The organism is Variovorax sp. V118, assembly GCF_041154445.1.
GTDB lineage: Bacteria > Pseudomonadota > Gammaproteobacteria > Burkholderiales > Burkholderiaceae_C > Variovorax > Variovorax boronicumulans.
Genome location: NZ_AP028663.1, coordinates 5,919,562 through 5,944,841 on the forward strand (window position 1 = coordinate 5,919,562; position 25,280 = coordinate 5,944,841).

Sequence of the window (25,280 nt, forward strand, 5' to 3'; positions counted from 1 at the left end):
GTGCTTTCAGCGCATCTCGCCCACGGGGGCTGCGAAGCCGCGGCCGCGCTTGGGTTCGGGCGGCAGGGGCCGCAGCGTGGCGACCGTGAGCTGGTCATCGCCGAAGTACTTGGCGGCCACGGCCTGCACCTGCGCCGCCGTCACGGCCTGCAGCCGGGCGACGATGCGCTCGCTGGCGTCCAGCGGCAGGCCCTGGATCCAGTTGCTGCCGAGTTCGCGCGCCTGCGCCATCACCGAATCGCGCTTGTAGGTCTCGCTCGCCACCCACTGCGTCTTGACGCGGGCCAGCTCGGCCTCGCCGACGCCCTCTTTCGCCACGCGCGCCACCTGGGCGCGCAGCGCGGCCTCGACGGTCTCGGCGGTCTTGCCGGCGGCCGGCACGCCGTCGAGCATGAACAACTGCGGACCGCGGCCGATGAAACCCGCGTACGCGCCGGCCGAATCGGCCACGCGGCCGGGGCCCTGCGTGAGGGCGCGGTCGAGCCGCGCGCCGGCGTAACCGTCGAGCACGGCCGAGAGCACCACCAGCGCCCAAGCGTCGCTGTTGGCGTCGTCGATGTTCGTGAGCTGCGGCACGCGGAAGGCGAGCGACACGTACGCCTGCTCGGCCGGGGCCTTGAACTCGAGGCGGCGGATGCCGCGCTGCGCGGGCTCGGTGCGCGGCTTGCGCTCCGGCACGGCGCGCGCGGGGATGCTGCCGTAGTACTTCTCGGCCAGCGCGCGCACGCGCGCCACGTCGACGTCACCGGCCACCACGAGCACGGCGTTGGCCGGCACGTACCAGCGCTGGAAGAAGGCGCGCGCGTCGGCGGGCGTCATCGATTCGAGGTCGCTCATCCAGCCCACCACCGGGCGGCGGTACGGCGACGCGGTGAAGACGGCCGCGCTCTGCTGCTCGCCGAGCAGCGCACGCGGCTGGTCGTCGGTGCGCAGGCGGCGCTCTTCCTTGACCACCTCGATCTCGCGCTTGAACTCGTCGTCGGGCCACTGGTTGTTGGCGAAGCGGTCCGATTCGAGCTTCATCACCTGCTCGAGGCTGCCGACCGGGATCTGCTGGTAGTAGCCGGTGGCGTCGCGCATGGTGAAGGCGTTTTCCTGGCCGCCCAGCGCCGCCACGCGGCGCGAGAACTCGCCGGCCGGCACGCTCTTCGTGCCCTTGAACAGCATGTGCTCCAGCACGTGCGCCACGCCCGTGGTGCCGTCGACCTCGTCCATGGAGCCGACCCGCACCCAGACCATCTGCACCGCCGTCGGCGAGCGCCGGTCGGTCTGCACGATCACGGTCATGCCGTTGGCGAGGGTGAATTGCTGGGGGCCCGGGGCCGCGGCGGTGGGGGTCGACGCGGCGGGAGCGGGGGTGGACTGGGCCTGCGCGGGCACGGTCCACAGCGCCGAAAGCGCCAGGGCCAGCACCGCACCAGACGCAGCGCGGCGTGGCGAGAGGTGTTTCATAGAATGGGTCGGATTGTAAAAAGCTCCCGATGTTCAGTTTCTTCAAGAAAAAACCACCTGCCGATGCCCCGGTGACACCGGCCCCGCCGCCGACCGCCGAACCCGCGCCGCCTCCGGCCGCGGAACCCGCACCGGCACGCTCGGTGTTCTCGCCGTCGAGCTGGTTCGGGTCGAAGCCTGCGGCGGAAGCGCCTGTTCCCCCACCTGCACCTGCACCTGCACCCACACCTGCACCTGCACCCACACCTGCACCTGCACCCACACCTGCACCTGCACCCACACCTGCGCCGGCCCCCGAGCCGGCACCGGCCGCGCCCGTGGTGGCGCCGGCGCCCGCGCCAGTTCCGGTCGCTGCACCAGCGCCGATCCCTGCGCCAGCGCCCGCCCCCGTTCCTGCACCTGCGCCTGTCATCGCACCGCCGCCCCCTCCGGCGCCCGTGCCCGCACCGCCTCCCGCGCCCGTCGCCGTGGTCGCCGAACCGGCCCCCATCGCCACCGAGCGCAAGAGCTGGTTCGACAAGCTCAAGACCGGCCTGCGCAAGACCGGCACCGGCATCCAGGCGGTGTTCGTCAACGCGCAGATCGACGACGCGCTGTATGAAGAACTCGAATCGGCGCTGCTCATGGCCGACACCGGCGTCAAGGCCACCGAGTTCCTGCTCGACGACCTGAAGGTGCGCGTCAAGCGCCAGATGGCCACCGACGCCTCGCAGGTCAAGCGCCTGCTGGCCGATGCCGTCACCGACCTGCTCAAGCCGCTGGAGAAGCCACTGGTCATCGGCGAGTACACGCCCACCGTGATCATGGTGGCCGGCGTCAACGGCGCGGGCAAGACCACCTCCATCGGCAAGCTCACCAAGCACCTGGCCACCGAGGGCGCCTCGGTGCTGCTGGCCGCGGCCGACACCTTCCGCGCGGCAGCGCGCGAGCAGTTGCTGGTCTGGGCCGACCGCAACACCGTCGAGATCGTCAGCAACGAAGGCGGCGACCCCTCGGCCGTGAGCTTCGACGCGGTGAACGCCGGCAAGGCGCGCGGCAAGGACGTGGTGCTGGTCGACACGGCGGGCCGCCTGCCGACGCAGCTGCACCTGATGGACGAGCTCAAGAAGATCAAGCGCGTCGTCACCAAGGCCGACGCCACCGCGCCGCACGAGGTGCTGCTGGTGATCGACGGCAACACCGGCCAGAACGCACTCGCGCAGGTCAGGGCCTTCGACGAGACCCTGGGCCTCACGGGCCTCATCGTGACCAAGCTCGACGGCACCGCCAAGGGCGGCGTGCTGTGCGCCATCGCGCGCGAGCGGCCGATTCCGGTGTACTTCATCGGCGTGGGCGAAAAGCTCGAGGACCTCGAGACCTTCAACGCCCGCGAGTTCGCGCAGGCACTCCTGGGCTGACCGGCGCTTTCGCCGCCGTTCTCTTCGGTCAAAAAAAACGGTCCCCGACTCGCGCCGGGGACCGTCAGCTCCCTGTCTTTCTTTTTTCTCCCTTTGTATTTCCCCCTGCGTGTGTGCCTCTTCGGGAATCAGAAACCGAACAATGACGTCGGACCGCACACCGGGCTGGCGTTGCAGTTGGTCGGCGTGAAGTAGTAGGCCTTCTGCTCGCTGGTGCCCAGCGCCAGGTGACCGAGCAGCGCCGCCTTCTTGGCCCCTTCGGCGTTCGCCTGCTGGATGAGGGCCGTGGGGTTGGTGCTCGGTGCGAGCGAATAGAAGTTGAAGGTCGCCGACTGCGACAGGTCCTTGATGTAGACCACGCCGCCACCGTCCGAGAAGCCGAACTCCGTGCGGAAGCGGAAGCCGCGAGCGCCGCGCTCGTTGAACTGCGCGAGGTAGCCGGCGTGGTCGCCGATGGGATCGCCCAGTTCGTAGCCGAAGGTCGAATTGCCCACCGAGCTCTTTTCGTAGACGGCCGCCGTGCCCGCCGAGTCGCCGGTCAGGAACGCGATGGTGCGGTTGTAGAAGCCGCTCGCGCCCTGGCTGTTCGCCTGCGCCAGGTAAGCCGCCTTGCTGGCGGGCTGCAGCTCGACACGGTAGCTGTAGGTGGCACTGTCGGCGCTGCTCTTGCGATAGACGTTGAACATCTCGCCACCGATCGACTGGGCGCCCACCCACTGGAAGCCCCGCGCGCCGGCTTCGTTCAACTGGTTCTGCAAGTCCGCGTTGGACGTGGCCGGGGCCTTCTTCTCATAGCTGTAGGTGGCGTCGATCGTCTTCACGAACCCATCGATGTGCTCGAAGGTGGTGGGGCCGGTCGTGAAAGAGAAACCGCTCAGGAAACGGAACCCGCGCGCGCCCTGCGCAGCGAGGCTGTCGAAGAAGGCCGACGCAGTGGTCGCAGCCGGCAAGCCCTCGTACAGGAAAGTGGTCGCGCCCGGATTCGGCGCCGGTGCCGGGGCCGGTGCTGGTGTGGGCGCAGGAGCCGGGGCTGGCGCCGGTGCGGGCGGCGGCAACACGAAGCCACCGCCACCACCGCCGCCGCTGCCCCCACCTCCGCACGCCGTCAGGGCCAGCAGCGCGGCCGTCGCGGCGGCCACTGCAGCAGGTTTGAAATTCATGGTCACTCCCTTGTCGATTCTTGTTCGGGGGCAACGCGGACCGCAGTCCGTCGACGCCGTGGAAACCCGAAATTACGACGGGGCCGATGTTCCCGGCAGTGCCAAAAGTCATTGCATGTGTGCCTATCCGAATCGATCGGCACGCAATGAACTACAACGTATTCAATTTCGACCGCAAGCTGTGTGCGGGACGCTACGACGCCGCTGCGAGCCCTGCCATGGCCTGCAGCAGCGCATCGGGCGCCACGGGCTTGAACAGCACGGGCACGCCCGACTCGCGCACGCGCTGCAGGCGGTCGGGCGAGGTCTCGCCGGTGATCAGCAGCAGCGGCAGCTCGGTGCCCAGGTGCCGACTCAGGCGCAGGCCCACGTCGAGGCCGTCGACGCCGTCGGCCAGGCGGTAGTCGCACATCAGCAGGCCGAAGGGCCGGCCTTCGGCGCGGGCCTGGTGCAGCGCCTCGGCTGCGGCGGCCTCGTCGGCGACGGCGTGCGCATCGATCGCGTGGGAGCGCAGCAGGCCGGTCATGGCCTCGCGGATTTCGAGCTCGTCGTCCATCAGCAGCACGCGACCGGGCAGCGTGGCCGCGCGCCGACGTGCAGCCAGTTCGACACTGCCGGCCGGAAACGGGCCCACGAGCGCACTGACCTGCGGCGGCACGGTCGGCAGCACGACACGGAAGTGCGTGCCGCGGCCCGGGCGCGAATGCATCTGCACCGGATGGCCCAGCAGCCGCGACAGGCGGCGCACGATCGACAGGCCGATGCCCAGCCCCCGCGCCCGGTCGCGTCCCGGGTTATCGATCTGATAGAACTCTTCGAAGATGCGGTGCGACTGCTCGGGCGCGATGCCGATGCCGGTGTCGCGCACCTCGATCCACACGGTGTCGCCGCGGTCGCGCGCCGTCACAGTCACGCCGCCCTGCACGGTGTACTTGAGGGCGTTGTCCATCAGGTTGGACAGCATGCGGTGCAGCAGCTGCGGATCGCTGCGCACCCACAGGCCGCTGGCGCGCACGCGCAGCTGCAGCTCCTTCTGCTCGGCCTGCGCCGAGAAGGTGTGGTTGAGCGGCAGGAACAGCGCGTCGAGTTCGACCGGCTGCGGCGACGGCGTGATGACGCCGGCGTCGAGCCGGGACACGTCGAGCATGGTGTCGAGCGAGGCCCCCAGCGCGTTCACGGCGCGCATCAGGCGCTCGGCGTTGCGGCTCTCGGGGCGGCCGCGCAGTTCGTTCTCGAGCGCGGCGCCGAACAGCGCGATGGCGTGCAGCGGCTGGCGCAGGTCGTGGCTGGCGGCGCCGAGGAAGCGGGTCTTTTCTTCGCTGGCGCGCTCGGTGGCGGCGATCTGCTCACCCAGGCGCGCGGCCAGCGCTTCGTTCTCGAAACGCAGCATGAGTGAGTCGGTCAGCAGCCGGTGCTGGCGCACGCCGGCGTGCAGCGTGAGCATCAGGTAGGCCGAGCCGGCCGCGGCCAGGAACAGGTGCAGGCCGTCGCCCTGCCAGGCCAGCGCGATGATCATGCCCAGCGACATGGGCAACGTGTAGCCGAACAGCGCGGGCTTGAGCGGCCACAGCGACTGCGCGGCGCGCGCGCAGCTGCCGACGATCACGGCCATCAGCAGCGAGGTCATGGGCAGGTTCTCGTGCGGCACGATGAACCAGGGCACCACCGCCGTGATCATGCTCACCAGCGTGACCATGCGCGAGATCTTGCGCGCCCAGTACGGGCTCTCGGAGGCCGGCTTGTCGGGCGTCCAGCGCGGCGTGAAGAACACGTAGATGTCGACCGCCACCAGCGCCGCCATCCAGAACAGCAGGCGCGCATCGCTGAGCTGCGAGTAGATGATGCAGCCGAACACGATCACGAAGCCCAGGTGGGTCAGCGTGGAGATGCCGTAGGTGTCGTAGACCGAGCCGACGTGCTCGCGCAGCACGCGCTGGCCCAGCAGCTGGCCGGCGGCGGCATCGCCGCGGCCCGCCAGCGTGGCGCCGCTCAACGCAGCATGCTGATCAGCTGGGCGCGCGAGCGCATGCCGAACAGCAGCAGGATGGTCGAGACATGGTTCTTCACCGTGCCCTCGCTCAGGTTGGCCAGTTGCGCGATCTCCTTGTTCGCCTTGCCTTCGAGCACCCACTGCAGCACCTGCATCTGGCGCGGCGTGAGCTCCTGCCAGGCGCTGGCGTGCGCGAACTCCGCGTACCCCGACAGCGACTTGGGCAGAGACGCGGGCGGCAGCGGCTGCTGCGGCGTGCCGTCGGCCTCGAACAGGCCGCAGGCGCGGATGAAGCCCACCATCTCCTTCAGGTCGGCGGACTTGGGCAGGAAGGCGTTGGCCCCGAGTGCGAGCGCGCCCTGCGCCAGCGTGCTGTTGGCGGTGCCAGAGAGCACCACAACGCGCGCCGCCGGAAAGCGCAGGCGGAACTCGGCCAGGCCGCTGAGCCCGTGCGTGTCGGGCAGCGCGAGGTCGAGCAGCACGAGGCCGATGGCCGCCTCGTTCGCCGCGTAGAGCGCGAGCGCGTCGGCGATGTTGCCGGCCTCGAACACCGAGATGCGCGCGCCCGAGGTGGCGGCCTGGGCCTGCACCAGCGCGCTCACGCCCAGGCGCAGCAGGTCGTGGTCGTCGACCACCAGGATCGCGCCGGACACGCCGGCAGGCACACCGATGTCGGTGGTGGGCGGCAGGGGTGCGGAGGGGGAGTCGAAAGAGGCCACGGATTTGATCTTAGCGGCGCAAGCCCCGCGCGACAGTGCCCTAAGTCATGGCGCCCAGCCCCCGCCCTCCCCCCGGGACGACGCCACTTGCCATCGCCTGGCGCCGTGGGCACCATGAGAATCTTGCCGCAACGCACGGCGCCCCGGAGACCTGCCATGACCCACACTGCCGCCGCCCCGCTCGCCACCAGCGAGCGCAAGGTCGACCGCCTGCTCGCCCACTACGAGGAGAGCCACCGCCATCCGACCAACGAGCTGATCCACTTCGTGGCCATTCCCGCGATCATGCTGAGCATCGTCGGGCTGCTGTTCGCGATCCATCCGTGGGTGGCCTACGCCTTCGTGGCGGCCAGCCTCGTGTACTACGCCCTGCTGCGCTCGCCGGCCTTCCTCGTCACGATGCTGGCGCTCACGGTGCTGGCGCTGGTGGCGGTGCATGCGATGGGCACCGCGGTGGCGCCGGTGTCGGCGGCGATCTTCGTGGTGGCGTGGATCTTCCAGTTCGTCGGCCACAAGATCGAAGGCAAGAAGCCTTCGTTCTTCGAGGACATCCAGTACCTCTGGGTCGGCCCGCTGTTCGTGCTGTCCAAGCTGTTCGTCAAGCTCGGCATCCGCTGGTAGTCGGTGGGTGATCTGGCGCGCAGCGTCCGCGCGCGAGGGTTCCTTCAAGGCGACATGAGCGGTTCGGCCTCATAGGCCCGGTGCAGCAGTTCCACGAAAGCCGGCGCTGCCGGCAACACCACGTCGCCGATGCGGTGCACCGCCGCGCCCGGCGTCCACGAGTTCATGACCACGGCGCCGGCCAGCGCAGGCAGGTCGGCCATCCCCAGTACCTGGCTGCGCTGCGGGACACCGAGGCGTTCGAGCTGCCGGCGCACGATGCCCATCGTGGTGCCGGCCAGGACCTCGGCTTCGGGCCACACCACCGCCTGGCCGTCCCAGAAGGCCAGGTTCCAGATCGACGCCTCGCCGAGCCGGCCGTGCCGGTCGAGAAAGGCCGCGTCGCCGAAACCCTGCGCGACGGCCTGGCGCAGCAGCTGGGTCTTGGCGCCTTCGCCGATGTGCTTCACGGCCGGCAGGAAGCGCTCGTGTTCGATCGCGGCCAGGGTCAGCGGGCCGGCGGGGCCGTTGGAAGGTGGGCCGGTGCGGATCAGCACCTCGGGCACCGCGTCGACCGCGGTGAACTCACCGGCCGGGGAGTAGACGGTGGCCGTCAGCGACAGGTCCGCCGGGCCGGCCGCGAGCGCGGCCCGCAGGTGGGCGCGCACCGTGTCGTCGGGCAGCGCCTGGCCGAACAGGGTCTGCGAGGCGAAGCGCAGCCGCGCCAGGTGGAGGTCGAGGCCCCGCACCCGGCCGTCGCGCACCTGCATGGCCGTGAAGTGGGCGTGGCCGGCGAAGGCGAGCGGCGCCAGGTCCGCGGCGGGCACCGGCTGGCCGTTGCGCTGCACGACAAAGAAAGAAGAAGGGACGCTGGCGGACATGGTTTCGTGGCTCCTGGATGGGATGGATCATCAAGTTCCTGAACTATCCCGCGTTGACTTCCTCAAGAGAAACGAATAGTTTTTGGAAAATCATCAAAAACCATTTGAAGATCGATGCACCCCAGACTGCTCCCCGGCACCCGCGCCCTGCGCACCTTCGAGGCCGCCGGGCGGCACCTGAACTTCACGCGGGCCGCCGAAGAAGTCGGGCTGACGCCGGCGGCCGTGAGCCACCAGGTCAAGGAGATCGAGGACCAGCTCGGCGTGCTGCTGTTCACGCGCACCAGCCGCAGCATCCGCCTCACGCCGGCCGGCGCCGTGTGGTTCGAGGCCACCGCCGACGCGCTCGACACCCTGCGCCGCGCCGCCGGCCGCGCCCGACGCATGGCGCGCGGGGCGGCGACGCTGCGGCTGTCGACCAGCGCCCGTTTCGCGACCAACTGGCTGCTGCCCCGGCTGCCGCAGTTCCGCGCCGCGAACCCGGGGCTGGAACTGGGTTTCGATATTTCCGACGCGCTGCGGGATTTCGACGCCGACGACATCGACGTGGCGATCCGCTTCGGCACCGGAAAGTACCCGGGCACGCGCGCGCAGCGGCTGTTCGACACCGTCATCGTGCCGGTCTGCAGCCCCAGGCTGCTGGCCAGCGGGCCCCCGCTGGCAACGCCGCGCGACCTGTTCCAGCACACGCTGTGCTACGTCGACTGGAAGACCGACGGCATGGTCTGGCCGAACTGGCCGATGTGGATGGCCGCGGCGGGCATCGAGGGCTTCAACGACAGCCGCTGCATCGGCTTCGCCGACTCGAGCGATGTGGTGCGCGCCGTCACCGAGAGCGGCATGGTCGGCCTGGCCGACCTGGACATGATCGGCGCCGACCTCGCCCAGGGCCGGCTGGTGCGGCTGTTCGACATCGGCGTGCCCATGGCGGCGGGCTACGCCTACCACCTGGTCTACCCGGAAGGCAGCGCCCAGGACCCGCGCATCCTGGCGTTCCAGGACTGGCTGCTGGGGCAGGCGTCCAGAACTTGAAAAACGCCAAACGGCATACAAATATCCAACAAATCGCGGCAAAAGCTATCGCAACGATAGAAACCCAAGGGAACCCTTGGCTTAGCACTCCCTCTAACCGAGTGCTAATATGGCCAACACAAAGGAGTTTCCCCTGATGACAACGCTGTCTGGAGTCTCTGCCAACCAGCTGGCCGTCGCCAACCCATGGTCGATGGTCCCCCCGCTGGGCAACCTGGATGCCTACATTTCGGCCGCCAACCGCCTGCCGCTGCTCACGCTCGAAGAAGAGCAGGGCTTCGCACGCAAGTTGCGCGACCAGAACGACCTCGAAGCTGCCGGTGCGCTGATCCTGTCGCACCTGCGCCTGGTCGTGTCCATTTCCCGCCAGTACCTGGGCTACGGGCTGCCGCACGGCGACCTGATCCAGGAAGGCAACGTCGGTCTCATGAAGGCCGTGAAGCGTTTCGACCCCGACCAGGGCGTGCGGCTGGTGAGCTACGCCATGCACTGGATCAAGGCCGAGATCCACGAGTACATCCTGAAGAACTGGCGCATGGTCAAGGTCGCGACGACCAAGGCCCAGCGCAAGCTGTTCTTCAATCTGCGCTCGATGAAGCAGGGTTTCAAGGCCGACTCGGCCGCAGCCGACAACGGCACGCACCGCGAGACGCTGAGCCCCGACGAGGTCTCGCAGATGGCCACGCGCCTGAACGTGAAGCCCGAGGAAGTGCTCGAGATGGAAACCCGCCTGTCGGGCGGCGACGTGCTGCTCGATCCGGGTCCGTCCGATGACGGCGACGAAGGCTTCGGCCCGATCGCCTACCTGGCCGACGCCACGCAGGAACCGACCGCTTTGCTCGAATCGCAGCAGCGCGACCGCCTGTCGAGCGACGGCATCGCCACCGCCCTGGAGGCGCTGGACGACCGCAGCCGCCGCATCGTCGAAGAGCGCTGGCTCAAGGTGAACGACGACGGCTCGGGCGGCATGACGCTGCACGACCTGGCCGCGGTGTACGGCGTGAGCGCCGAGCGCATCCGCCAAATCGAAGTGGCGGCGATGAAGAAAATGAAGAAGGCGCTGGCCGAGTACGCGTAAGCGTCACGACCGCCCTCCTCCACGAAAAAGCCCGGCAGTGCCGGGCTTTTTTTCGTTCGGGGACGCTTCAGGGCGTCGACTTGGTCAGCGTGCGCAGCGCCCGCTTCGCGATGTAGCGGGTCTCGGCGACCGGCGACTCGGCCACCCAGCGCGTGCACAGCGTCTCGACCCACTCGGGCTGCGTCTTGCTGGCGTCGTTGAGCCAGTTGGCGACCGAGTTCTGCACGTAGCGATGATCGTCGGCGCGCAGCGGCTCCAGCAGCGGCAGCGCCAGCCAGGGCTCGGCCTTCAGCGTCTCGATCTGCGCGCACCACACGCCGCGCGGGCGCGTGAGCTCGCTGGCGAAGCGGCGCACGTTCGGATCGGCATCGGCCACCCAGGGCTGCAGCAGCGCCAGCGCTTCGTCGAGCGAATCGATGACGCTGTCGCGCAGCGCCATCCAGGCGAACTCGCGCACGCCGAAATGCGGGTCGGCGGCAAAGCGGCGCACGGCGTCGAGCTGGGCCGCCAGCGGCAGGCCCGACAGCGTGATCCACTGCACCGCCCAGCAGCGCGCCACGTCGCTGGCGTGCGTGGCCAGCCGGTGCGCCACGGCATCGCGTTCGGCGTGTTCGGCCGTCATGTCGTACAGCGCCCGTGCGATGTGGCTGTGACGCTGCATGGGCTTGAAGGCGGCCAGCATGGCGAGCGTGTCGTCCAGCCGTTCGTGCGCCGCGTCGAGGCCGACATGGCCCGCCACGCTGCGTGCGAGCAGCGGCAGTTCGAGCGCGAGGAATTCGTTGAGGTTGACGGTCTCGAGCAGCCCGCCGTTCAGCGCGCCCAGCACCTCGGGCGGAATGAGCGCGATGCGGAACGCGCCCTTGCGTGACTTCAGGTGCGCGACCGATGCGGCGTCCATGCCCTGGGCGCCCGGCTCAGGACGCGAGCAGCGTCTTCAAGTCCGACACCATCGCCGGCACGCCCGCGCCGTAGCGCGCGTAGAGCCGCAAGCGGCCTTGCGGGTCGTAGATGTAGCTGGCGGCCGAGTGGTCCATGGCGTAGCTGGTCGGCGTCTTGCCATCGACCTTCTTGTAATAGACCTTGAAGTCCTTCGCGACGGCGGCCAGTTGCTCGGGCGTGGGAATGAGCGCCACGAAGCTCGGGTCGAAGGCGCCCATGTAGGCCTTGAGCACCTCGGGCGTGTCGCGCGCCGGATCGACGGTGACGAACAGCACCTGCAGCTTGCTGCCGTCGGCGCCGAGCTGCTGCTTGACCTGCGCCATCTCGGTCATGGTGGTCGGGCAGACGTCGGGGCATTGCACGTAGCCGAAGAACAGCACCACCGCCTTGCCCTTGAAGTCGGCCAGCGTGCGCACCTTGCCGTCGGCGTCGGTGAGCGAGAAGTCTTTGGCGTAGTCGGCGCCCGTGATGTCGACCGCCTGGAAGCTCTGTTTCGGCTGCTCGCTGCAGGCCGACAGGCCCAGGCCCAGCGTGGCCGAGGCGGCCACCCAGCCGGCCGTGGCGGCGATCGATTTCAGGGCATTGCGCTTGTTCATGGGCAGGTCAGGTCCGGTCAGCGGAGGTAATGGTCGACGAGCAGCGCCGCGAACAGCACGCTCAGGTGGATGAGCGAAAACCGGAAGGTCTTGCGCGCCAGCGTGTCGGAGTAGTTGCGCCACAGCGCGAAGGCATAGCCGGTGAAACCGATGCTCACACCGATGGCGACCACGAGATAGAGCCAGCCGCTCATGCCGTAGATGAAGGGCATCAGGCAGGCCGCGAACAAAATGAAGGTGTACAGCAGCACCTGCAACCGCGTGAACTCGTTGCCGTGCGTCACGGGCAGCATCGGCAGGCCGGCCTTGCGGTAGTCCTCGACGCGGTACAGCGCCAGCGCCCAGAAATGCGGCGGGGTCCACAGGAAGATGATGAGGAACAGGATCAGCGCCTCGGGACCGACATCGCCCGTCATGGCGGCCCAGCCCAACACCGGCGGCATGGCGCCCGAGGCGCCGCCGATCACGATGTTCTGCGGCGTCAGCGGCTTCAGGATGACGGTGTAGATCACCGCGTAGCCGACGAAGGTGGCGAAGGTGAGCCACATGGTCAGCGGGTTGACCGTGAACCACAGCAGCGCCGAGCCGGCTGCACACAACAGCGCCGAGAACACCAGTGCCTGCATGTCGCTGAGCTGCCCGCGCGCCGTGGGGCGCCAGGCGGTGCGCTTCATCTTGGCGTCGATGCCCTTCTCGACCAGGCAGTTGAATGCGGCCGCCGCGCCGGCCACGAGCCAGATGCCGATGCAAGCCAGCACGCCGCGCTGCACATCGGCCCACGACGGCAGGCCGGGCACGGCCAGCACCATGCCGATGAGCGCGCAGAACACGATCAGCTGCACCACGCGCGGCTTGGTGAGCGCGTAGAACTGGCGCAGCACGTTGGCGGTGCTGGCGTGCTGAACAGGAATCGGGGTGCTCACGCGGTGGCTTTCTTCGGTTGGGGGGTGCCGCGCGCATTGTCGACGGCGCGCGGAATCGGCGCAGCGGCGGCGCTTTCGCGCCGGCTCTCGCACAGCGCCCAGGTCAGGACCACGGCCAGCGCCGCGGCGCCGCCGGTGTGGAGCACGGCGGCGGCCAGTGGCCAGCCGAGCAGCACGTTGCCCAGGCCCGTGGCCAGCTGCAGCAACGCCAGGCCGGCCAGCCAGTGCGCCTGCGCGCGCAGTGCCTCGAGGCGACGCAGGCGCCAGGCCAGCAGGCCCAGCGCCACGAACACGGCATACGCCATGAGGCGGTGCGCGTAGTGGATGGCCGTGAGCGCGGAAAAGTCGAGCGGCTGGCCGTCGCCGGTCACGCCGAGGTGGCGCCAGATCTCGAAGCCCTGCACGAAGTTCATCGGCGGCCACCAGCTGTCCTGGCAGGTCGGGAACTGCGTGCAGGCCAGCACCGCGTAGTTGGTGCTAACCCAGCCGCCGAGCGCGATCTGCAGCACCAGCAGCACCGCCGTGGCGATCAGCCCGTTGCGCAGCGCCGGCGACACGGCCGTGGGCAGGCGCTGCGCCGCCACCTGGCGGTAGCGCACCGCCTGGATGCACAGCAGCGCGAGCAGCACGATGGCGCCCATCAGGTGCATCGTGACGATGGCGGGGAACAGCTTCCAGGTGACGGTCATGGCGCCGAAAGCGCCTTGCAGGCAGACCCAGACCAGTGTGGCCGCGGGCCACCAAGCGCTGAGCACGACGTGGTGGTGCGCGCTGTCGACCGGCGGCGCGGGCTGGCGCCGTTGGCGGCGGCGCACGATCCAGGTGGCGCCGGCCAGCGTGAGGATCAGCACCCCGACGCCGGTCGCGAGGTAGCGGTGGACCATCTCGATCCAGGCCTTGCTGTGCGTCACGGGGCCGGTCGGCTGGGCCGCCTGCGCCATGGCGATCTCGTGGCGCGCGCCGGCCGGGCTGGCGTTGCCGTAGCAGCCGGGCCAGTCGGGGCAGCCCAGGCCCGAATCGGTGAGCCGCGTGAAGGCGCCGAACAGCGTGAGGTCGAAGGTGAGGAACAGCGTGAGCACGGTCAGCGCATGCAGCCGCCGCGCAGGGCCGGAGCCGGCGTTGCGGCGCCACACCCAGACCAGCGGGCCGAGCGCGAGCAGCACGCCGGCGCCCATCATCCAGGCGATCGGCGTGAGGTCGTAGAGGGAGCTCGTGTCCATGGGGCGGTGGTGGTTCGCGCGGGCTCAGCGGCCCGCTTCGTCCCACGAGGACGAGGCGCGCAGCAGGCGGTCGATGTCGCGCTTGGCGCGGCTCGCGCCGGCGGCGTCCATGCGGGCCGGGAAACGCATCATCCAGTTGCCCATCGGATCGACCACGTAGAGGTGCTCGGACAGCGCGTGCCCTTGCACGGGCGCGAGCCAGCGGGAGAGTTGGTCGGCCGGCACGCGCAGCACGGTCGCGCCGTGCAGGCCGTTGGTCAGGCGCTCCGGCACGGGCGCCGCGTCGCTCACGAGCCAGACGCGGTCCAGGCGGTCTTTTTCGCGGCCGAGGCTCTCGCGCAGCTGGCGCTGCAGGTAAAGCTGCTGCTCGCACAGCGCGTCGCAGGCGGCGTCGGCCACCGCCACCAGCAGCCACTGGCCCTTGAGCGTGGCCAGCTCGACCGGCGCGCCGCTGCGGTCGGTTGCCGTGAGGCGGGGCATCTCGCGCTGCGGGTCGATCAGCTCGCCGTACACGCTGCGGCCCTCGGGCCGGATCACGTAGTAGGTGAAGTACGAGGCGATCACGGGTGCCGCGCACATCAGCAGCACGGCGATCATCTTCCAGCGCCCGTGGACGGTGCGGCGGTTCTCGGCCTCGTCCAGCGCCTGGCCCGGCGACGGCATCGAGTGCACGGTCAGGCCCAGCGGCTCGTCAGAGGCCGCGGCCATCGCGTGCGCGGCGCCGCGCGCGCCGGAAGGGGGAGATGAATTGGAACCAGACATAGAGGATGACAACGAGGGCCGACAGGCCGAACCACTGGAATGCGTAACCGTAGTGCCTCTCCAGGCCCAACGCCGGGGCCGGCCAGTCGCGCTGCAGGCCCTCGGACGCCGGCCCGCTCTGCTGCAGCGACACGTCGGTGCGCAGCGGCAGCTGGGTCTCGCCGCGGAATGCCTCCAGGTCGAGATTTTGCCGGATGGGGGAAGACCCCTGAATGCCCGGTGCCGGAGCGCTGGCGCCGGCAGCCGAAGGGGCCGGCGCAGCGGCCGATGCCGCGGGCGCCGGTGCAGCCGCAGCCTTCGCGCCGAGTTCGAACAGATGGCTGGGCGGCGGCTCGATCAGCGCCGTGAGCTCGACGATACCGGTCGGCGTCTCGACCACGCCGAGTTGCGTGCGGTCGACGAAATTGCGCTGCACCCAGCCGCGCTGGACCATCACGGCCTGCTCGCTGCCCTCGAGCGCGAATGGCGTCAGCACGTAGAAGCCCGGCGTGCCGTGCATCTGGCGGTTGTCCAGGTAGACCGTCTGCGCCGTGAGCCACAGGCCGCGCAGGCGCACCGGCCGGTGCATCTCGCTGGCGGCTTCGCCCAGCGCCAGGAACTCGGCCTGCGACAGCGGGGCTTTCAGCTTCTGCGCATCGATGCGGGCCTGCAGCGCCTCTTTCTGCGCGGCGCGCGACAGCTGCCAACGGCCCAGCGACACGGTGGCGGCCAGCGCCAGCACGGCCGCCAGCGTCACGACCAGGAAACGGCCTCGGCCCGCGCGGCGGCGCGGCGTGGCAGAGGAAACGAGAGGCTCGGAAGGCGCGGGGGTCACTGGAGCGGACGGGGCATGCGGCCGATAATGCGGGTCATGAAATATTTCGTCGCCCTGATCTTTCTGGGCATCTTCGCGAGCCTCGCTTTCGCGCTCTACTTCATGCTGAAGGACGGTCGCGACGGGCAGAACAAGCGCGGCGGCATGGCCCGCGCCCTCACCTTTCGGATCGGCCTGTCGGTCTTTTTGTTCCTGTGCATGCTGCTGGCCTGGAAACTCGGCTACATCCAGCCCACCGGGCTCCCGCTCGGGAAGTAACAGATGGTGCTCGTTCCACGAGAACCATGAAAAAGGCGCCTTACGGCGCCTTTTTTCTGGAATGCCGTGAGGTTCTTCGCTCAAAGCCAATAGACCAGCACGTACAGGCCCAGCCAGACCACGTCCACGAAGTGCCAGTACCAGGCGGCGCCTTCGAAGCCGAAGTGACGCTCGGCGGTGAAGTGGCCCTTCTGCAAGCGCAGCGTGATGAACAGCAGCATCAGCATGCCGATGAACACGTGCAGGCCGTGGAAGCCGGTCAGCATGAAGAAGGTCGAACCGTAGGTGCCCGAGCTGAGCTTGAGGTTCAGTTCGGTGTACAGGTGGAAGTACTCGTAGCCCTGAACGCCCAGGAAGATCACGCCCAGCAGTACGGTGAGCCACATGAAGCGGATGCACTGGGCGCGGTGGTCGGCGCGCAGCGCGTGGTGGGCGATGGTCAGCGTAACGCCCGAGCTCAGCAGCAGCGCGGTGTTGATGGTCGGCAGCCAGAACGGGCCGACGGTCTGGAAGGGCTCGATGATGCCGGCCGGGGAACCGGTCACGCCGGCGGCGACGCTGGGCCACACGGCCTTGAAGTCGGGCCAGAGGATCGCGTTGTCCAGGCTGCCGAGCGTCGGCAGCGCGTGGGTGCGGGCCCACCACAGCGCCGTGAAGAAGGCGCCGAAGAACATCACTTCCGAGAAGATGAACCAGCTCATGCTCCAGCGGTACGAGAGGTCGATCTTGTGGCCGTACTGGCCGCTCTCGCTCTCGCCGACGGCGGCACGGAACCACACGAAGAGCGTGCCGAGCCAGATCACCATGCCCAGCAGCAGCGACCAGGCGCCCCACTGGTGGCTGTTGATCCATTGCCCCGCGCCGAGGATCACGAAGAACAAGCCGATCGCGGACACGACCGGGTAGGCCGAGGGTCCGGGCACGAAGTAGTAGGGCGTGGTGCCGTGGGTGGTTGAACTCATATCAGCTCCTGGCTTTCTTTCTTCTCTCGATTCAATGATTCTGGAGATCGTGGTTTTTTGTCTTCGGCTCAGCAGGCAGCGCTCAGGCGGCCGCGACCACATGCCGCACCAGCAGCACCAGCCCGACCACGAAGACGATCACTGCGGCAAACGCCACCACGATGACGTGCAGCGGATTGAGCTTGCCCAGGTCTTCCTTGTAGGCGCTGTTGCGGCGCACCCCGAAGAACGACCAGCCCACCGCCTTCATCGTGTCCCACAGCGTGGGCTTGCGGCGCGGAGCTTCGGGCGGCAACGGCGAGGTCACGAGCGCGGCTCATCGGCGACAACATGCGAAACGGCGGCCACCGGGGCCGGAGGCGTCTTGCCGCCCACCTCGAAGAAGGTGTATGACAGCGTGATGGTCTTGACGTCCTTCGAGATCTTCGGATCGATCACGAAAGCGACCGGCCACTGCTTCTTCTCACCCGCATCGAGCGTGTACTGGTTGAAGCAGAAGCACTCGAGCTTGTTGAAGTGCGCCGCCGCCTGCTGCGGTGCGTAGCTGGGGATGGCCTGCGCGGCCATGCGGCGGTTCTGCGTGTTCTGGAACTCGTACATCACCGTGTTCAGCTGGCCCGGGTGCACTTCGATGAAGCGCTCGGCCGGCTTGAAGTCCCACAGGCCGCCGCGCACGTTGGAGTCGAACTCGACCTTGATCGTGCGGGTCATGTCGACCTGCGTGTTGTCGGGCACGCGCACGTTCTTGGCGCCGCTGGCGCCGCCCGGCACCTGGAGCTCGGAGAGCGCGAGGATGTTGATGCCGGTCATCTCGCAGATGGCGCGGTACATCGGCACCAGCGCGTAGCCGAAGGCGAACATGCCGCAGGTCACGACGGCCAGCTTGCCGACCATGCGGACGTTGGCGCGGCGGATGCGTTGACCGAGGCTCATGCTGTTGCTTCCGTTCGGAGGGTGCGATGCGGCGCGGTCAGCGACCGCTGAACCAGACCATGCGGACGATGAAGCCGATGAAGAAGATCACCGCGATGGAGGCCAGCGTGAGCCCCATGCGTCGGTTGTTCTTTCTTTGTTCGGGCGTCGTCATCGTCGTGCGGTCGTTGTGCTTGTCCGGCGTGCGCGGGTGATCAGCCGATCACCTTGGTGGCGGTCACGTCAAGCTTGGGCGGGTTCTCGAAGGTGTGGAACGGGGCCGGCGACGGCACTTCCCACTCGAGGCCTTCGGCCGCTTCCCAGGGCTTCTGAGCTGCTGCTTCACCCTTGCCGCGCATCGAAGGCAGCACGATGAACAGGAAGAAGTAGACCTGCGCGAAGCCGAAGAAGAACGCACCCACCGAAGCGATGGCGTTGAAGTCGGCGAACTGCATGGGGTAGTCGGCGTAGCGACGCGGCATGCCGGCCAGACCCAGGAAGTGCATCGGGAAGAAGGTGACGTTGAACGAGATCAGCGACCACCAGAAGTGGACCTTGCCGCGCGTTTCGTTGTACATCACGCCGGTCCACTTGGGCGCCCAGTAGTAGAAGCCCGAGAACATGGCGAACAGCGAGCCGGCCACCAGCACGTAGTGGAAGTGGGCCACCACGTAATACGTGTCCTGCAGCTGCGTGTCGATCGGCGCGACCGCGAGGATCAGGCCGGTGAAGCCGCCCATCGTGAACACGAAGATGAAGCCGACTGCGAACAGCATGGGCGTCTCGAAGGTCATCGAGCCCTGCCACATCGTGGCGATCCAGTTGAAGATCTTCACGGCCGTGGGCACGGCGATCAACATGGTCGCGTACATGAAGAACAGCTGGCCCGTGAGCGGCATGCCGGTCGTGAACATGTGGTGGGCCCACACGATGAACGACAGGATGGCGATCGACGAGGTGGCGTACACCATCGAGGCATAGCCGAAGAGCTTCTTGCGCGCGAAGGCCGGGACCACCTGGCTGATGATGCCGAAGGCCGGCAAGATCATGATGTAGACCTCGGGGTGGCCGAAGAACCAGAAGATGTGCTGGTACATCACCGGGTCACCGCCGCCGGCGGGGTTGAAGAAGCTGGTGCCGAAATGGCGGTCGGTCAGCGTCATCGTGATGGCACCTGCGAGCACGGGCATCACGGCGATCAGCAGGTAGGCGGTGATGAGCCAGGTCCAGCAGAACATCGGCATCTTCATCAGCGTCATGCCGGGGGCGCGCATGTTCAGGATGGTGACGATGATGTTGATCGAGCCCATGATCGACGAGGCGCCCATGATGTGCATCGCGAAGATGCCGGCGTCCATCGAGGGGCCCATCTGCAGCGTGAGCGGGGCGTACAACGTCCAGCCGGCTGCGGGTGCGCCGCCGGGCATGAAGAACGAACCGGCCAGCATGATGGCCGCCGGGATCAGCAGCCAGAAGCTGAAGTTGTTCATGCGCGCGAACGCCATATCGGATGCGCCGATCTGCAGCGGGATCATCCAGTTCGCGAAGCCAACGAAGGCCGGCATGATCGCGCCGAACACCATGATCAGGCCGTGCATGGTGGTGAACTGGTTGAACAGCTCGGGGTTCACCATCTGCAGACCGGGCTGGAACAGCTCGGCGCGGATCAGCAGGGCCAACACGCCGCCGATCATCAGCATCGTGAAGCTGAACAGCAGGTAGAGCGTGCCGATGTCCTTGTGGTTGGTCGCGAACACCCAGCGGCGCCAGCCGGTGGGCGCGTGGTGATCGTGATGGTCGTCGTGTGCGTGGCCGCCGGGGGCGTGACCGTGGGGGTCGAGGACTGCGCTCATGTCGTTGTTCCTTGCAATTTCTTCTTCGCGGGGCGCCGTCGGATCACTTGCCGCGCAGGGCCAGCACTTCAGCCGGTTGCACCAGCTGGCCCGTCTTGTTCGACCAGCTGTTCTTGGTGTACGTGGCCACGGCCGCGAGGTCGGTGTCGCTCAGCTGCTTCCAGGCAGGCATGGCACCGTTGTTCTGGCCGTTGAGCAGCACCAGCAGCTGCACCTTGTGGTCGGAATCGGTCACCTTGGCTGCGCCGTCGAGCGGCTTGATCGGGCCTGCGCCCTTGCCGTTGGCCTGGTGGCAGGCCGCGCAGTTGGCGGCGTAGACCTTCTCGCCGCGTGCCAGCATGTCGGGCAGCGTCCAGACCTTGGTCGGGTCGTCGAGCTTGGCGGCGGCTTCCTTGCGCTTGGTCGCGACCCAGGCGGTGTAGTCGGCAGCCGACAGCACCTTCACGTGGATCGGCATGTAGGCGTGTTCCTTGCCGCACAGCTCCTGGCACTGGCCGTAGTAGTCGCCCACGGTCTCGGCGCGGAACCAGGTGTCGCGCACGAAGCCGGGAATGGCGTCCTGCTTGAGGCCCAGCTGCGGCACGGCGAAGGCGTGGATCACGTCGTTCGCGGTGGTGATGATGCGGACCTTCTTCTGCACCGGCACGACCATCGGGTTGTCAACCTTGAGCAGGTAGTCATCGGGCATGGCGCCCTTGGCACCGGCGTCGGACATGGCGCGCTGCGAGCTGTCCAGCGTGGAGATGAAGGCCAGGCCCTCGCCTTCGCCGTTCAGATAGTCGTAGCCCCACTTCCACTGGTAACCCGTGGTCTTAATCGTGAGGTCGGCGTTCGTGGTGTCCTTCTGGGCCACGAGCACCTTGGTGGCAGGCAGCGCCATCACGATCACGATGAGGAAGGGCACGATGGTCCAGATGACCTCGACCACCACCGATTCATGGAAGTTGGCGGCCTTGTGGCCCACCGACTTGCGGTGCTTCCAGATGGAATAGAACATCACCGCGAACACGGCGACGAAGATGACCGTGCAGATGATCATCATGATCGTGTGGAGCAGATGCTGCTCCTGCGCGATCTTGGTCACGCCGACCGGAAGATTCAGCTGGCGCACCGAAGGGCCGCCGGGCAGATCGTTGACTGCGTGCGCCGCGTTGCTGAACGCCGCGCCGGCCGCCAGCAACAGATTCGCCGGCCTGTACTTATTGCGCCAAATGCTCTTCATCGTGTTCACGTTTCTTCAATTTTTCGAAAACCCAACCGTGCAGCACCGCGCGAGCCCCCTCAGGCGCCACGCAACGCCATGCGAATCTCGCGCGCCAGTGCGGCTCGCAACTCCGGGCGTACATAGCGCCCCACCCTGACCGATCGACCTTGCCCCGAGACCTCGATCAGCGAACGATCGCCGGTCTGCGGTTCGATCCGCACCTGGTGCGGAAGAAATTCCGTGCGTTCGTAGTGCCCACCGTTCTCGAGCTCCACAACGAGGCGTCCGCCCTGCAGCGCGATCCGTTCGCCATCGGTGGCATGCCGCGCGTACATCATGAACGCAAAGCCCACCGCGGCCAGTTCAAGCCAGGCGAATGGCAATACCAGCGGCGCACCGTGCAGCCAGAACACCATGCCCGTTCCCAGAGATACCACGCACAGCGAGGCGTAGAGCCAGCCCAGCTGGCTCGGCGTCACCGAGCAATTTCGTTTCAGGAACCAGTGGATGTTCTGGCCTGAGACGGTGGCAAAACGAAACACGGAATTCGACACGGGCGAGTTCAGCAAATCGGTGCGTCGATGGTGGCCAAACCCCTCGTACAAACAGGATCCGACACCCCTCGATCACGGGACAATACCCGCGAGTTTCACGCAACGGCGGATTGTAGCGGGTAGAGCACGGGGCCCGCGCACCGAATGAGGGCTGCCGGGTCGCTCAGGCGCCAGGGCGGCCGCGCTGGAGCATCGATCGCATCTCGCGCAGCGAGACCGCGCTCTCGGGCGACAGCGCCACGCGCGGCGTCGGCTTGAAGGCGTGGCCATAGATGACCTCGAAGGTCAGCGCGATGCGGCCCTCGCCTTCCGCGGCCGGCGCCAGCTCGGGCAGGGCCTGCTTGAGCGCGCGGTGCCAGGCCTTGCCGCGCAGCGCGGGGAAGCGCGCCGGATGCAGGTTGCGCCCCAGCGTGCGCAGCTCGGCCAGGGCGGCCTCGGGGGTGGCCCAGGTGAGCACGATGCGCTCCATGTCCATCACGGGCTCGGCGAAGCCGGCATGCACGAGCATGTCGCCCCAGTCGTGCATGTCGGTGTATTCATGGCCGGCGGCGGGCCAGCCGAGCCGGGCGTGCAGGGCCCGCAGCTCGCGCACGGTGTCCGGGCCGAGGCAGGAGAACATCAGGAAGCCGTTGGTCGCGACCAGCCGGTGCCACTGCGCGATGAGCGCCTCGGGGTCGGCCGCCATGTGCAGCGACATGTTGGCCCACAGCAGGTCGACGCCGTCTTCGGGCGGCGCATCGAAGCGGGCCTTGCCGCCCTGCCAGCGGCGCGCGCTCCACCAGGGCGCGGTCAGCGCCTCGCCGGTCCGGTCGGCCAATGCGGGTTCGGATTCGATGACGAAGGCTTCGGCATCGCGGTAGCGGCGGGCCAGCAGCGCGTGCGCCTCGAGGCCGCCGCGCAGCGGCGACCAGTCGGCCCAGGTGCGGGGCTGGGCCTTGATCCATTGCAGCCGGTCTTCCATCCGGCGGCCGATTTCCTCATGCAGCCAGGGCGAGCCCTCGGCGGGCGCGAGCCGGCGCCAGCGGTCGGCCGCCGTGGGATCGATGGTCGGCGGTCTTCTTGCGGGGTCGGTGGCCATGGGGCCGTGAGTATATTGAGGCATGCACAACCGCCGGGCCCTGAGGCCTTTCACCTCGCTGCTTGCGCGGCTGCCCAGCCAGTGCGAGGTCTGCCGCGCCTGGCCCGCGCAGCGCGTGTGCGACGCCTGCGTGGCGCGTTTTGCACCGCCGACCACGCGCTGCGGCGGCTGCGCCCTGCCGATGCCCGAGGGTGTGGCCCGCTGCGGCGAATGCATCAGGCACCCGCCGCCGCTCGACGCCTGCCTGGCGGCATGCACCTATGCGTGGCCGTGGCCCGATTGCATCGCCCAGTTCAAATTCCGCGGTGAGGCGGGCTGGGCCGGTCCGCTGGCCACACTGCTGCGCAGCGCGCCATGGGTGGAGCCGGCGCTGGAGCAGTGCGACCTCGTGCTGCCGATGCCGCTGGCGCCCGGCCGCCTGGGCGAGCGCGGTTTCAACCAGGCGCACGAGCTCGCGCGCCGGCTGGCACCGGCCAAGACCGACGCCACCCTGCTGCTGCGCACGCGCGACACGCCCGCGCAGAGCGGCCTGCCGCGCGCCGACCGGCTGCGCAACCTGCGCGGCGCCTTCGCCGTGGAACCGCTGCGCGCCGACGGCCTGCGGGGGCGGCGCGTGGTGCTGGTGGACGACGTGATGACCAGCGGCGCCTCGCTGTTCGCCGCGGCCGCCACCTTGCGCCTGGCGGGCGCGGCACACATCACCGGCGTGGTGCTGGCGCGGACCGATCCGCCGCGCTGAACCCATCGGCGGCGCCCGCGACAATCGGCGCATGTTCCATATCGTCCTGGTCCACCCCGAAATTCCGCCGAACACCGGCAACGTGATCCGGCTCGCGGCCAACACCGGCTGCACGCTGCACCTGGTGGAGCCGCTCGGCTTTTCGATGGACGACCGCCTGCTGCGCCGCGCCGGGCTCGATTACCACGAGTACGCCGAGGTCAAGCGCCACGCCGACTGGGCCGCGCTGCTGGCCACGCAGCAGCCGCCGGCCGAGCGCATGTTCGCGCTGACCACGCGCGGCACCCGCGCCGTGCACGACGTGCGCTTCCAGCCCGGCGACTGGCTGGTGTTCGGCTCGGAAACCGCCGGCCTGCCGCCGCCGATCCGCGATGGCTTTGTCGAGGCGCAGCGCCTGCGGCTGCCGATGCGTGCCGGCCAGCGCAGCCTGAATCTGTCGAACGCGGTGGCGGTCACGGTGTTCGAGGCCTGGCGGCAAAACGGTTTCGCCTGACAGCCCTTCGCGCGGCAGGGGCACATCCGATCGGTGCTGCGCGGCGTATGGAAAGGCATGCCGGTGATTCGCACCGGCATCCGCCCCCTCAACGCTGACTGCCAAGGAGTCCCACCATGCACACCACCCTGCGCCTGATCACGATCGCCGCCCTCGCCTGCGCCGGCGGCGCCCATGCTTTCCAGGGCGAGCAGAACCCGCTGCCGCCCGCGCCCTTCCAGTCGTCGCTGACGCGCGCCCAGGTCCAGCAGCAAGCCCTGCAGCCGCTGCAGATCAGTAACGGCGGCACCGGCGTGGCCCGCCCGACCGCGGGCAACGTCGACCGCGCGGCGGTGCGCGCGAGCGCCGTCGGCATCACCCGGCAGGGCGCGGCCACCTACGGCGAGGTCACCGACCGCCGGATGTAAGTAGAGAGAAGAAGAAAAAGTCCGCTCAGGGAAAACGGCGCACCACCGACTCGGCGACGCACGCCGGCTTGGCGGCGCCTTCGAGTTCGATGGTGGTTTCCCAGATCATCTGCAGGCCGTTGTTGGGAATCGGCTCGGCGCTCAGCAGCTTCATGCGCGCGCGCAGACGCTGGCCCACGGGCACCGGCGACATGAAGCGCACGCGGTTCAGGCCGTAGTTCACGCCCATGCGCGACTCGACCACGTCGATGGCCGTCTCGAAGAACTTCGGCAGCAGCGACAAGGTGAGAAACCCGTGCGCGATCGGCGCGCCGAAGGGGCCGGACTTGGCCCGCTCCACATCGACGTGGATCCACTGGTGGTCGCCCGTCGCCTCGGCGAACTGGTTGACCTGCTGCTGCGTCACGCTGATCCAGTCGCTCACGGCGACTTCCTGGCCGACGCAGGCGGCGAGATCCTGAAGGGTCTGGAATGTCTTTTTGGTCATGCGGGGCATTCTGGTGCCAAGGGCACAAGGCTGGCTGTCGGACTTGCGACAACCGGGATTCAGGGAAATCCGGGGGATCAGTTCAGGCGTCGAGCCATTCGCAGATCGGCGCCCACTGGTCCAGGTCGCGCTGCACGCGCCCCGGCGCAATGTCGAACAGCGTGAGCCCGCGCGCGGCCAGCTGCACGTAGTTCTGCGTGTCGCGCAGCTCGCCCAGCACGGGCACGCCCAGGCCGGCGATGAACTCGTGCAGCCGGTCGGCCGCCAGCGTGCGGGCGTTCACGCGCATGCCGACCAGGCCGATACGGGTCTTCTCGGCGCGGCGGCTTTCCAGCAGGCGGTCGAGGAAATCGCGCGTGGCGTAGATGTCGAAGATGCTCGGCTGCAGCGGCACGATCACGCGGTCGGCCAGCGCCAGCACCTCCTTGAAGCGCCAGCCGTGCAGGCCGGCCGGCGTGTCGAGCACCGCATGCGTTGTGCCGCGCGGCGGGCGCACCACAGTGCTGTCGCCGGTGGCTTCCCAGGTGGCGATGGGGCGGGCCTGCGGCGGGCGCAGGCCGAGCCACAGCCGCGAGGACTGCTGGCGGTCCACGTCGCCGAGCATCACGGCATGGCCGCGGCTCGCGAAGTAGCCCGCGATGTTCGTTGCAATCGTCGACTTGCCCACGCCCCCCTTGGGATTGGCGACCAGAACCACCGGCATGAGGATCTCCTCCAGAACTGGAACAGGGCTGGATGGTAGTCGCCCCGGGTTGCGCGTCGGCGACGGC

29 protein-coding genes are annotated in these 25,280 nt (G+C 68.5%); 8 read left to right on the forward strand and 21 right to left on the reverse strand.

The genetic code is table 11. The features are described from left to right. Window positions 1-6 precede the first annotated feature (6 nt). Window positions 7-1,452 carry a M16 family metallopeptidase gene (locus tag ACAM52_RS27485; protein ID WP_369645108.1) on the reverse strand — a complete coding sequence of 482 codons (1,446 nt, stop codon included), beginning with the start codon at window positions 1,450-1,452 and terminating at the stop codon, window positions 7-9. A gap of 29 nt (window positions 1,453-1,481) precedes the next feature. On the opposite strand from ACAM52_RS27485, the gene ftsY reads away from it, so the two are divergent. After that, window positions 1,482-2,849 (forward strand): signal recognition particle-docking protein FtsY, encoded by a 1,368-nt coding sequence (ftsY, locus tag ACAM52_RS27490; RefSeq protein WP_369645109.1) that lies wholly within the window; start codon window positions 1,482-1,484, stop codon window positions 2,847-2,849. 128 nt (window positions 2,850-2,977) lie between these two features. On the opposite strand, the gene ACAM52_RS27495 is transcribed toward ftsY, so the two are convergent. The 3 genes from ACAM52_RS27495 to ACAM52_RS27505 form a co-directional block, all read right to left on the reverse strand. Then, window positions 2,978-4,009, reverse strand: coding sequence for a hypothetical protein (locus tag ACAM52_RS27495; RefSeq protein ID WP_354342264.1), 1,032 nt, complete (start codon window positions 4,007-4,009; stop codon window positions 2,978-2,980). 193 nt (window positions 4,010-4,202) lie between these two features. Next, window positions 4,203-6,002: a hybrid sensor histidine kinase/response regulator gene (locus tag ACAM52_RS27500; protein WP_240531195.1), complete on the reverse strand. Its 1,800-nt coding sequence runs from the start codon at window positions 6,000-6,002 to the stop codon at window positions 4,203-4,205. Then, complete coding sequence (locus ACAM52_RS27505) at window positions 5,999-6,718, reverse strand: LuxR C-terminal-related transcriptional regulator (protein ID WP_369645110.1); 720 nt, start codon at window positions 6,716-6,718, stop codon at window positions 5,999-6,001. Before ACAM52_RS27505 ends, ACAM52_RS27500 begins: the two co-directional genes overlap by 4 nt. 156 nt (window positions 6,719-6,874) lie before the next feature. Between ACAM52_RS27505 and ACAM52_RS27510 the strand changes: the two genes are divergently transcribed. Next, window positions 6,875-7,339, forward strand: a complete 465-nt coding sequence (locus tag ACAM52_RS27510) for a DUF962 domain-containing protein (protein WP_144004491.1) — start codon at window positions 6,875-6,877, stop codon at window positions 7,337-7,339. Window positions 7,340-7,383: 44 nt separating this feature from the next. Here ACAM52_RS27510 and ACAM52_RS27515 read toward each other — a convergent pair whose 3' ends face one another. Beyond that, complete coding sequence (locus ACAM52_RS27515; RefSeq protein ID WP_354342262.1) at window positions 7,384-8,199, reverse strand: aminotransferase class IV family protein; 816 nt, start codon at window positions 8,197-8,199, stop codon at window positions 7,384-7,386. A gap of 114 nt (window positions 8,200-8,313) precedes the next feature. Between ACAM52_RS27515 and ACAM52_RS27520 the strand changes: the two genes are divergently transcribed. Together ACAM52_RS27520 and rpoH are read left to right on the forward strand one after the other, a co-directional pair. Next, window positions 8,314-9,231: a LysR substrate-binding domain-containing protein gene (locus ACAM52_RS27520; protein WP_354342261.1), complete on the forward strand. Its 918-nt coding sequence runs from the start codon at window positions 8,314-8,316 to the stop codon at window positions 9,229-9,231. Between the two features lie 136 nt (window positions 9,232-9,367). Next, entirely contained in the window at window positions 9,368-10,309 is a 942-nt protein-coding gene (rpoH, locus tag ACAM52_RS27525) for an RNA polymerase sigma factor RpoH (RefSeq protein ID WP_056577975.1), read from the forward strand. Between the two features lie 67 nt (window positions 10,310-10,376). Here the strand turns inward: rpoH and ACAM52_RS27530 are convergent, their stop codons facing one another. Genes ACAM52_RS27530 through ACAM52_RS27555 form a run of 6 tightly spaced genes read right to left on the reverse strand, consistent with a single transcriptional unit; the run spans window position 10,377 to window position 15,563 of the window. Continuing rightward, window positions 10,377-11,207, reverse strand: coding sequence for a DNA alkylation repair protein (locus ACAM52_RS27530; protein WP_369645111.1), 831 nt, complete (start codon window positions 11,205-11,207; stop codon window positions 10,377-10,379). Window positions 11,208-11,223: 16 nt separating this feature from the next. After that, entirely contained in the window at window positions 11,224-11,844 is a 621-nt protein-coding gene (locus ACAM52_RS27535; RefSeq protein ID WP_095950891.1) for an SCO family protein, read from the reverse strand. A 17-nt stretch (window positions 11,845-11,861) separates the two neighbouring features. Further along, window positions 11,862-12,767, reverse strand: a complete 906-nt coding sequence (gene cyoE / locus ACAM52_RS27540) for a heme o synthase (protein WP_159272988.1) — start codon at window positions 12,765-12,767, stop codon at window positions 11,862-11,864. Next, window positions 12,764-13,987 (reverse strand): heme A synthase, encoded by a 1,224-nt coding sequence (locus ACAM52_RS27545; RefSeq protein WP_369645112.1) that lies wholly within the window; start codon window positions 13,985-13,987, stop codon window positions 12,764-12,766. The genes cyoE and ACAM52_RS27545 overlap by 4 nt, the downstream gene beginning before the upstream one ends. A 24-nt stretch (window positions 13,988-14,011) precedes the next feature. After that, window positions 14,012-14,695: a hypothetical protein gene (locus ACAM52_RS27550; protein ID WP_369645113.1), complete on the reverse strand. Its 684-nt coding sequence runs from the start codon at window positions 14,693-14,695 to the stop codon at window positions 14,012-14,014. Continuing rightward, on the reverse strand, window positions 14,679-15,563 hold the full coding sequence (locus ACAM52_RS27555; protein WP_369645114.1) for an SURF1 family protein: 885 nt from the start codon (window positions 15,561-15,563) through the stop codon (window positions 14,679-14,681). The genes ACAM52_RS27550 and ACAM52_RS27555 overlap by 17 nt, the downstream gene beginning before the upstream one ends. A 27-nt stretch (window positions 15,564-15,590) precedes the next feature. On the opposite strand from ACAM52_RS27555, the gene ACAM52_RS27560 reads away from it, so the two are divergent. After that, a complete protein-coding gene (locus tag ACAM52_RS27560; protein WP_062481367.1) occupies window positions 15,591-15,821 on the forward strand; it encodes a twin transmembrane helix small protein in 231 nt (76 codons plus the stop codon). An 80-nt stretch (window positions 15,822-15,901) separates the two neighbouring features. On the opposite strand, the gene ACAM52_RS27565 is transcribed toward ACAM52_RS27560, so the two are convergent. The 8 genes from ACAM52_RS27565 to ACAM52_RS27600 form a co-directional block, all read right to left on the reverse strand. Beyond that, window positions 15,902-16,783 carry a cytochrome c oxidase subunit 3 gene (locus ACAM52_RS27565; protein ID WP_062481365.1) on the reverse strand — a complete coding sequence of 294 codons (882 nt, stop codon included), beginning with the start codon at window positions 16,781-16,783 and terminating at the stop codon, window positions 15,902-15,904. Window positions 16,784-16,865: 82 nt separating this feature from the next. Next, window positions 16,866-17,033: a DUF2970 domain-containing protein gene (locus tag ACAM52_RS27570; RefSeq protein WP_082818316.1), complete on the reverse strand. Its 168-nt coding sequence runs from the start codon at window positions 17,031-17,033 to the stop codon at window positions 16,866-16,868. A gap of 53 nt (window positions 17,034-17,086) precedes the next feature. Continuing rightward, window positions 17,087-17,716, reverse strand: coding sequence for a cytochrome c oxidase assembly protein (locus ACAM52_RS27575; protein WP_095950886.1), 630 nt, complete (start codon window positions 17,714-17,716; stop codon window positions 17,087-17,089). A gap of 37 nt (window positions 17,717-17,753) precedes the next feature. After that, window positions 17,754-17,870, reverse strand: coding sequence for a cytochrome oxidase small assembly protein (locus ACAM52_RS27580; RefSeq protein ID WP_217493469.1), 117 nt, complete (start codon window positions 17,868-17,870; stop codon window positions 17,754-17,756). A 40-nt stretch (window positions 17,871-17,910) separates the two neighbouring features. Further along, window positions 17,911-19,548, reverse strand: a complete 1,638-nt coding sequence (gene ctaD / locus ACAM52_RS27585) for a cytochrome c oxidase subunit I (protein ID WP_062481356.1) — start codon at window positions 19,546-19,548, stop codon at window positions 17,911-17,913. Between the two features lie 43 nt (window positions 19,549-19,591). Next, complete coding sequence (gene coxB, locus ACAM52_RS27590; protein WP_307589382.1) at window positions 19,592-20,770, reverse strand: cytochrome c oxidase subunit II; 1,179 nt, start codon at window positions 20,768-20,770, stop codon at window positions 19,592-19,594. 59 nt (window positions 20,771-20,829) lie between these two features. Further along, a complete protein-coding gene (locus tag ACAM52_RS27595) occupies window positions 20,830-21,306 on the reverse strand; it encodes a DUF2244 domain-containing protein (RefSeq protein WP_056578078.1) in 477 nt (158 codons plus the stop codon). 163 nt (window positions 21,307-21,469) lie between these two features. Next, window positions 21,470-22,384: a trans-aconitate 2-methyltransferase gene (locus tag ACAM52_RS27600; protein ID WP_307589381.1), complete on the reverse strand. Its 915-nt coding sequence runs from the start codon at window positions 22,382-22,384 to the stop codon at window positions 21,470-21,472. Window positions 22,385-22,406: 22 nt separating this feature from the next. On the opposite strand from ACAM52_RS27600, the gene ACAM52_RS27605 reads away from it, so the two are divergent. From ACAM52_RS27605 to ACAM52_RS27615, 3 genes are all read left to right on the forward strand, one after another. Next, a complete protein-coding gene (locus ACAM52_RS27605; protein ID WP_307589380.1) occupies window positions 22,407-23,123 on the forward strand; it encodes a ComF family protein in 717 nt (238 codons plus the stop codon). A 31-nt stretch (window positions 23,124-23,154) separates the two neighbouring features. Next, the gene (trmL, locus tag ACAM52_RS27610; protein WP_369645115.1) at window positions 23,155-23,616 is read left to right on the forward strand and encodes a tRNA (uridine(34)/cytosine(34)/5-carboxymethylaminomethyluridine(34)-2'-O)-methyltransferase TrmL; all 462 of its coding nucleotides are present in this window, start codon (window positions 23,155-23,157) and stop codon (window positions 23,614-23,616) included. A gap of 116 nt (window positions 23,617-23,732) precedes the next feature. Continuing rightward, window positions 23,733-24,023 carry a DUF4148 domain-containing protein gene (locus tag ACAM52_RS27615; protein ID WP_095746696.1) on the forward strand — a complete coding sequence of 97 codons (291 nt, stop codon included), beginning with the start codon at window positions 23,733-23,735 and terminating at the stop codon, window positions 24,021-24,023. A 25-nt stretch (window positions 24,024-24,048) separates the two neighbouring features. On the opposite strand, the gene ACAM52_RS27620 is transcribed toward ACAM52_RS27615, so the two are convergent. Both ACAM52_RS27620 and ACAM52_RS27625 read right to left on the reverse strand, forming a co-directional pair. Next, window positions 24,049-24,519 carry a MaoC family dehydratase gene (locus tag ACAM52_RS27620; protein WP_354342257.1) on the reverse strand — a complete coding sequence of 157 codons (471 nt, stop codon included), beginning with the start codon at window positions 24,517-24,519 and terminating at the stop codon, window positions 24,049-24,051. A 73-nt stretch (window positions 24,520-24,592) separates the two neighbouring features. Beyond that, on the reverse strand, window positions 24,593-25,213 hold the full coding sequence (locus ACAM52_RS27625) for a ParA family protein (RefSeq protein ID WP_070061962.1): 621 nt from the start codon (window positions 25,211-25,213) through the stop codon (window positions 24,593-24,595). Between the last annotated feature and the right edge of the window lie 67 nt (window positions 25,214-25,280).

Bases quoted from the DNA above. Each gene is read 5' to 3' on its own strand.
- ACAM52_RS27485 (WP_369645108.1), bottom strand. From the start codon at position 1,452: ATGAAACACCTCTCGCCACGCCGCGCTGCGTCTGGTGCGGTGCTGGCC.
- ftsY (WP_369645109.1), top strand. From the start codon at position 1,482: ATGTTCAGTTTCTTCAAGAAAAAACCACCTGCCGATGCCCCGGTGACA.
- ACAM52_RS27495 (WP_354342264.1), bottom strand. From the start codon at position 4,009: ATGAATTTCAAACCTGCTGCAGTGGCCGCCGCGACGGCCGCGCTGCTG.
- ACAM52_RS27510 (WP_144004491.1), top strand. From the start codon at position 6,875: ATGACCCACACTGCCGCCGCCCCGCTCGCCACCAGCGAGCGCAAGGTC.
- ACAM52_RS27515 (WP_354342262.1), bottom strand. From the start codon at position 8,199: ATGTCCGCCAGCGTCCCTTCTTCTTTCTTTGTCGTGCAGCGCAACGGC.
- ACAM52_RS27520 (WP_354342261.1), top strand. From the start codon at position 8,314: ATGCACCCCAGACTGCTCCCCGGCACCCGCGCCCTGCGCACCTTCGAG.
- rpoH (WP_056577975.1), top strand. From the start codon at position 9,368: ATGACAACGCTGTCTGGAGTCTCTGCCAACCAGCTGGCCGTCGCCAAC.
- ACAM52_RS27530 (WP_369645111.1), bottom strand. From the start codon at position 11,207: ATGGACGCCGCATCGGTCGCGCACCTGAAGTCACGCAAGGGCGCGTTC.
- ACAM52_RS27535 (WP_095950891.1), bottom strand. From the start codon at position 11,844: ATGAACAAGCGCAATGCCCTGAAATCGATCGCCGCCACGGCCGGCTGG.
- ACAM52_RS27545 (WP_369645112.1), bottom strand. From the start codon at position 13,987: ATGGACACGAGCTCCCTCTACGACCTCACGCCGATCGCCTGGATGATG.
- ACAM52_RS27550 (WP_369645113.1), bottom strand. From the start codon at position 14,695: ATGGCCGCGGCCTCTGACGAGCCGCTGGGCCTGACCGTGCACTCGATG.
- ACAM52_RS27560 (WP_062481367.1), top strand. From the start codon at position 15,591: ATGCGGGTCATGAAATATTTCGTCGCCCTGATCTTTCTGGGCATCTTC.
- ACAM52_RS27565 (WP_062481365.1), bottom strand. From the start codon at position 16,783: ATGAGTTCAACCACCCACGGCACCACGCCCTACTACTTCGTGCCCGGA.
- ACAM52_RS27570 (WP_082818316.1), bottom strand. From the start codon at position 17,033: ATGAAGGCGGTGGGCTGGTCGTTCTTCGGGGTGCGCCGCAACAGCGCC.
- ACAM52_RS27575 (WP_095950886.1), bottom strand. From the start codon at position 17,716: ATGAGCCTCGGTCAACGCATCCGCCGCGCCAACGTCCGCATGGTCGGC.
- ACAM52_RS27580 (WP_217493469.1), bottom strand. From the start codon at position 17,870: ATGACGACGCCCGAACAAAGAAAGAACAACCGACGCATGGGGCTCACG.
- ctaD (WP_062481356.1), bottom strand. From the start codon at position 19,548: ATGAGCGCAGTCCTCGACCCCCACGGTCACGCCCCCGGCGGCCACGCA.
- coxB (WP_307589382.1), bottom strand. From the start codon at position 20,770: ATGAAGAGCATTTGGCGCAATAAGTACAGGCCGGCGAATCTGTTGCTG.
- ACAM52_RS27600 (WP_307589381.1), bottom strand. From the start codon at position 22,384: ATGGCCACCGACCCCGCAAGAAGACCGCCGACCATCGATCCCACGGCG.
- ACAM52_RS27605 (WP_307589380.1), top strand. From the start codon at position 22,407: ATGCACAACCGCCGGGCCCTGAGGCCTTTCACCTCGCTGCTTGCGCGG.
- trmL (WP_369645115.1), top strand. From the start codon at position 23,155: ATGTTCCATATCGTCCTGGTCCACCCCGAAATTCCGCCGAACACCGGC.
- ACAM52_RS27615 (WP_095746696.1), top strand. From the start codon at position 23,733: ATGCACACCACCCTGCGCCTGATCACGATCGCCGCCCTCGCCTGCGCC.
- ACAM52_RS27620 (WP_354342257.1), bottom strand. From the start codon at position 24,519: ATGCCCCGCATGACCAAAAAGACATTCCAGACCCTTCAGGATCTCGCC.
- ACAM52_RS27625 (WP_070061962.1), bottom strand. From the start codon at position 25,213: ATGCCGGTGGTTCTGGTCGCCAATCCCAAGGGGGGCGTGGGCAAGTCG.